The organism is Acinetobacter sp. YH12235, assembly GCF_013417705.1.
Taxonomy (GTDB): Bacteria; Pseudomonadota; Gammaproteobacteria; order Pseudomonadales; family Moraxellaceae; genus Acinetobacter.
In genome coordinates, this window is sequence record NZ_VPDL01000055.1 from 1 (window position 1) to 3650 (window position 3650).

Consider the following 3650-nt stretch of genomic DNA (forward strand, 5'->3'; position numbering starts at 1 on the left):
ATTCATCAACACGGATAAAGCGCCCGCCTATGGTCGCGCGCTTGCTCTGCTCAAACGCGAAGGCCGGTGCCCGTCTGACGTTGAACACCGACAGATTAAGTACCGGAACAACGTGATTGAATGCGATTATGGCAAACTGAAACGGATAATCGGCGCCACGCTGGGATTTAAATCCATGAAGACGGCTTACGCCACCATCAAAGGTATTGAGGTGATGCGTGCACTACGCAAAGGCCAGGCCTCAGCATTTTATTATGGTGATCCCCTGGGCGAAATGCGCCTGGTAAGCAGAGTTTTTGAAATGTAAGGCCTTTGAATAAGACAAAAGGCTGCCTCATCGCTAACTTTGCAACAGTGCCAGTTTTATTACGAACGTGTTTTGGGTGGACAACGGAAAACATATTTCATCGAAAGACCAAAAAAAGAAAAAACACTTCCTGTTGTGATGAGTGAAGAAGAAACCATTCGGGTACTACGCGCTATTGAAAACGTGAAACACAAGGCTATTCTGATGACTATTTATTCGGCAGGTTTGCGCATTTCTGAATGTATAAACCTGAAAATAAAAGACATTGACTCCAAGCGCATGCAAATTCGTATAGAACAGTCAAAAGGAAAAAGAGATCGTTATACCATTTTATCTGAGAAAACATTAATTATTTTAAGAACATACTTTATGGAATATAAACCAAAAGATTATTTATTTGAAGGTCAAAAAGGTGGCGCATACTCAAGCCGAAGTATTCAAAACATTTTTAAAGCAGCTGTTTTAAAAGCAAAGATTCAAAAGGAAGTTACTGTACATACCTTACGACATAGCTTTGCAACGCATTTGCTTGAGAATGGTACGAGTTTACGTTATATTCAATCGTTGTTAGGTCATTCAAGCAGTAAAACAACTGAGGTTTATACACATATTACCACCAAGGGAATGGAACAATTAAAAAGTCCGATGGATTTGTTAGATATATAGAAAGGATTTGTATATTTGAGCAAAACTTAACAAAAAGCACTATGAATATAAATCCTTTTGAGAGAGTAGAAACGAACGGTAAACGGTTGAAAACGGATTTGTCACTGATAATGAAAGGTTTAGCAAAATAAGATATAGTGGATATATACGCCATTTGGCGTATAGCCACTTGTTATGTGCCATTTTTGAATGACAATGCGAATAGATACAGACAAACAAATGAATTTACTTAGTGATAAGAACGTTGCAATAATTGGTGGTGGACCCGTTGGACTGACTATGGCAAAATTATTACAGCAAAACGGCATAGACGTTTCAGTTTACGAAAGAGACAACGACCGAGAGGCAAGAATTTTTGGTGGAACCCTTGACCTACACAAAGGTTCAGGTCAGGAAGCAATGAAAAAAGCGGGATTGTTACAAACTTATTATGACTTAGCCTTACCAATGGGTGTAAATATTGCTGATGAAAAAGGCAATATTTTATCCACAAAAAATGTAAAGCCCGAAAATCGATTTGACAATCCTGAAATAAACAGAAATGACTTAAGGGCTATCTTGTTGAATAGTTTAGAAAACGACACGGTTATTTGGGATAGAAAACTTGTTATGCTTGAACCTGGTAAGAAGAAGTGGACACTAACTTTTGAGAATAAACCGAGTGAAACAGCAGATTTGGTTATTCTTGCCAATGGTGGAATGTCGAAAATAAGGAGCTTTGTTACCGACACGCAAGTTGAAGAAACCGGTACTTTCAACATCCAAGCTGATATTCTTCAACCGGAAATAAACTGTCCCGGATTTTTTCAGCTATGCAACGGCAACCGATTAATGGCGGGACATCAGGGCATTTTATTGTTTGCCAATCCCAATAATAATGGTGCATTGTATTTAGGAATTAGTTTTAAAACGCCCGATGAATGGAAAAATAAAATTCCCTTAGATTTTCAGGACAGAAACAGCGTTGCCGATTTTTTATTGAAAAGATTTTCCAAATGGAGTGAAGTTTACAAACAATTAATACGTTCGGTATCAACATTTCAATGCTTGCCCACAAGGAAATTTCCTTTGAACAATGATTGGAAAAGTAACCGTCCATTACCCATAACAATGATTGGCGATGCTGCTCATTTGATGTCGCCTTTTGCAGGACAGGGTGTAAATACGGGATTATTGGATGCTTTGATATTGTCTGAAAACCTTACAAACGGAGAATTTACAAGTATTGAAAATGCCATCGAAAACTACGAACAACAAATGTTTGTTTATGCAAAAGATACGCAGGACGAATCGACAGAAAACGAAACCGAAATGTTTAGTCCCAATTTTTCGTTTCAAAAATTATTGAATCTATAAACAGTAAGAAAAAACGGCTACTAACAAGCAGTTTTGCAATAGTGGGGCAGAAGTGCAAAATTGAACTTGTGTGCTTCTATCAACTTTTGTACATTAGCTGCCAGTTTAAGATGGGTGCATTTGAGTATGCCCAAAGGAGCCCGCAAGTATGCGCAGGACGAAGCCAGTAGCCGCGCCGATGGTGGCGCGGGTCTATCTGCGCGTCAGCACCGACGCGCAGGACTTGGAACGCCAAGAGGCGATCACTACGGCCGCGAAGGCCGCCGGCTACTACGTCGCCGGCATCTACCGTGAGAAGGCATCCGGCGCACGCGCCGACCGGCCTGAGCTGCTGCGCATGATCGGCGACCTACAGCCCGGCGAGGTGGTCATTGCCGAGAAGATCGACCGCATCAGCCGCCTACCTTTGCCCGAGGCCGAGCGCCTGGTGGCCTCGATACAGGCCAAAGGCGCACGCCTGGCCGTCCCTGGCGTGGTCGATCTATCCGACCTGGCGGCCGAGGCCCAGGGCGTCGCCAAGATCGTGCTGGAAGCCGTGCAGATCATGCTTTTTCGCCTGGCCTTGCAGATGGCCCGCGACGACTACGAGGACAGGCGCGAACGCCAGCGCCAAGGCATTGAGTTGGCCCGCCAGGCCGGGCGGTACAAGGGCCGCCGTGCTGATCCGAAGCGCCGCGCCCAAGTTGTCGCGCTGCGCAAGTCCGGCTACAGCATCAACAAGACCGCCGAGCTGGCCGGGTACAGTGCGGCCCAGGTGAAACGGATATGGGCCGAGGTCAGCCAGGCCGAAGCGAAGCAGCACGGCGCGTTCGTGGAGGACGCATTGACGGAAGCCGATGCCCTGGCCGCTGTCGGCCAGGATGAGCGCCAGGAGGAAAGGGCATGAAGAAGCCGAACCAAGACGACGAGCCGTTTTTCATCACCGAGGAGATTGCGGCCGAAATGATCGCCGGCGGCTATGAGTTCGAGCTGCCGCCCATTCCTTGCACCATCCGCCTACGCGACGTGCTGGAGCGCATGACCGATGCTGAGCTAGCATTGCAGCCGGGCGAGATCGCCGACCAGGAGCGTGAACGCTGCCGGCGCAAGCCGTGTTCAACCTCATGATCTGGTCATGGTATTTTTCATGGCACTGAGCCTGATAGTTCTTGCAAATTGTTGTCACTAAAGGGTTTTGTGTGCTTGTTTACAATCGAGTGGGAGTGACGGGCACTGGCTGGCAATGTCTAGCAACGGCAGGCATTTCGGCTGAGGGTAAAAGAACTTTCCGCTAAGCGATAGACTGTATGTAAACACAGTATTGCAAGGACGCGGAACATGC

The 3650-nt window shown here is 46.0% G+C and carries 4 protein-coding genes and 1 pseudogene; all 5 read left to right on the plus strand.

Annotated features, from left to right (window positions below):
• Positions 1-307, plus strand: a pseudogene (locus tag FTV13_RS15390) (IS6-like element IS26 family transposase); the annotation flags it as partial.
• A gap of 72 nt (positions 308-379) precedes the next feature.
• Positions 380-973 (plus strand): tyrosine-type recombinase/integrase, encoded by a 594-nt coding sequence (locus FTV13_RS15395; protein ID WP_205779272.1) that lies wholly within the window; start codon positions 380-382, stop codon positions 971-973.
• A gap of 189 nt (positions 974-1162) precedes the next feature.
• The gene (locus tag FTV13_RS15400) at positions 1163-2329 is read left to right on the plus strand and encodes a tetracycline-inactivating monooxygenase Tet(X3) (protein WP_024160783.1); all 1167 of its coding nucleotides are present in this window, start codon (positions 1163-1165) and stop codon (positions 2327-2329) included.
• A 148-nt stretch (positions 2330-2477) separates the two neighbouring features.
• Positions 2478-3215: a recombinase family protein gene (locus FTV13_RS15405; protein WP_001366550.1), complete on the plus strand. Its 738-nt coding sequence runs from the start codon at positions 2478-2480 to the stop codon at positions 3213-3215.
• Positions 3212-3436, plus strand: a complete 225-nt coding sequence (locus FTV13_RS15410; RefSeq protein ID WP_000743213.1) for a hypothetical protein — start codon at positions 3212-3214, stop codon at positions 3434-3436. Before FTV13_RS15405 ends, FTV13_RS15410 begins: the two co-directional genes overlap by 4 nt.
• Positions 3437-3650 lie beyond the last annotated feature (214 nt).

Coding starts and splice junctions, on each gene's coding strand:
- FTV13_RS15405 (WP_001366550.1), top strand. CDS start 2,478: ATGCGCAGGACGAAGCCAGTAGCCGCGCCGATGGTGGCGCGGGTCTAT.
- FTV13_RS15400 (WP_024160783.1), top strand. CDS start 1,163: ATGACAATGCGAATAGATACAGACAAACAAATGAATTTACTTAGTGAT.
- FTV13_RS15410 (WP_000743213.1), top strand. CDS start 3,212: ATGAAGAAGCCGAACCAAGACGACGAGCCGTTTTTCATCACCGAGGAG.